Source organism: Mycobacterium sp. TH-M82 (genome assembly GCF_057473605.1).
In genome coordinates this window covers 1-1,569 of sequence record NZ_JBYCKY010000609.1, presented here as the reverse complement: position 1 = coordinate 1,569, position 1,569 = coordinate 1, and the positions used below count along the sequence as shown (strand labels likewise).

Annotated in this window: 3 protein-coding genes; all 3 read left to right on the top strand. The window is 73.0% G+C overall.

Translation table 11 applies throughout. The features are described 5' to 3' along the window. Positions 1-584: DHHA1 domain-containing protein (locus AC2VON_RS18120; RefSeq protein ID WP_486954196.1), on the top strand; the 584-nt coding region annotated here is incomplete at its 5' end. Beyond that, positions 584-1,105, top strand: coding sequence for a Holliday junction resolvase RuvX (ruvX, locus tag AC2VON_RS18115; protein WP_486954195.1), 522 nt, complete (start codon positions 584-586; stop codon positions 1,103-1,105). The genes AC2VON_RS18120 and ruvX, both read left to right, overlap by 1 nt. Continuing rightward, positions 1,098-1,569, top strand: a 472-nt coding sequence (locus AC2VON_RS18110; protein ID WP_486954194.1) for an endolytic transglycosylase MltG, incomplete at its 3' end; no start/stop codon positions are given. The genes ruvX and AC2VON_RS18110, both read left to right, overlap by 8 nt.

Sequence of the window (1,569 nt, the reverse complement as noted above, 5' to 3'; positions counted from 1 at the left end):
CGGTCGGCTCCGGGGTGCGCCGGGTGGAGGCCTATGTCGGGCTGGAGTCGTTTCGGCACCTGGCCAAGGAGCGGGCATTGATGGCCGGGCTGGCGGCGTCGCTGAAGGTGCCCTCCGCGCAGGTGCCGGCCCGGGTCGCCAACCTGGTGGACCGGCTCAAGACGGCTGAACGTGAACTCGAACGCACCCGGCTGGCGTCGGCACGCGCCGTCGCGGCCAGCGCCGCCGCCGGGTCCGAACGCATCGGTGACGTCCGGGTGGTGGCGCAGCGGCTGCCGGGCGCTATGACGGCGGCTGACCTGCGTTCGCTGGCCGGTGACATCCGCGCCAAGCTGGGTGCCGATCCGGCGGTAGTGGCGTTGGTCGCCGAGGGTGATGGCGCCGTGCCCTATGCGGTGGCCGCCAACCGGGCCGCGCAGGAACTGGGGTTGCGCGCCGACGATCTCGGCAAGCTGCTGGCTTCGGCGGTGGACGGCCGGGGCGGTGGAAAGGCCGACCTGGCACAAGGGTCGGGAAAGAATCCAGCGGGCATCGACGCCGCTCTCCACGCGGTCCGGGCCGAGATAGCGCAGAGCCAGCCCTGATGACCGCACCTCGCTACCGTGCTCCCGACCGACCCGGGGGCTCCGACGACCCCGGCCGCGGACGACGCCTCGGCGTGGACGTCGGGGGGGTGCGCATCGGGGTGGCCTGCAGTGACCCGGATGCTATTTTGGCCAGCCCGGTGGAGACCGTTCGCCGTGACCGCTCCGGTGCGCATCTGCGCCGGCTGGCCGGCCTGGTCGCCGAGTTGGACGCCGTCGAGGTGGTCGTTGGGCTGCCGCGCACCCTGGCCGACCGGATCGGTCCGGCCGCCCGCGACGCCATCGGACTGGCCGATGCGCTGGCGCATCGCATAGCGCCGGTGCCGGTGCGGTTGGCCGACGAGCGGCTGACCACGGTCAGCGCGCAGCGGTCGCTGCGTGCGGCGGGAGTGCGGTCCAGAAATCAACGCGCAGTCGTCGATCAGGCTGCGGCGGTGGCGATCCTGCAGAGCTGGCTCGACGAGCGTCGTGCCACCGGGGCGGTGGTGCCGGTACCGCCGACGGAGGCCGGTGATGGCTGAGCGGCGGCGTGACCAGGCCCAGCCGGCGGCGGTCGGCCCACCCCGGCACCGGATGCCCCGCGCCGCGCGCAAGCGCGCCGAGCGCGGCCGCCGCCGGCGGCGCATCGTGCGGGGGCTGGCCACCACACTGCTGGCGGTGACCGCCGTGGCGGTCGTTTTCCTCGGCTCCAAGCTGTGGCACGGCCTGTCCGGCCCGGTCACCGACTACCGGGGCGACGGCAAGCAAGATCTGGTGATCGAGGTGAGTCCCGGCGACTCGACCACCGCGATCGGTGAGACGCTGTACAAGCACCACGTGGTCGCCACTGTCAAGGCGTTCGTCGACGCCGCGCACGGCAACGACAAGGTCGTGGCGATACAACCCGGTTTCTACCGGGTCCGCACCGAGATCTCGGCGGCGTCGGCGGTGCAGCGCCTCACCGACAAGGAGAACCGGGTGGGCAGGCTGGTCATCCCGGAAGGCC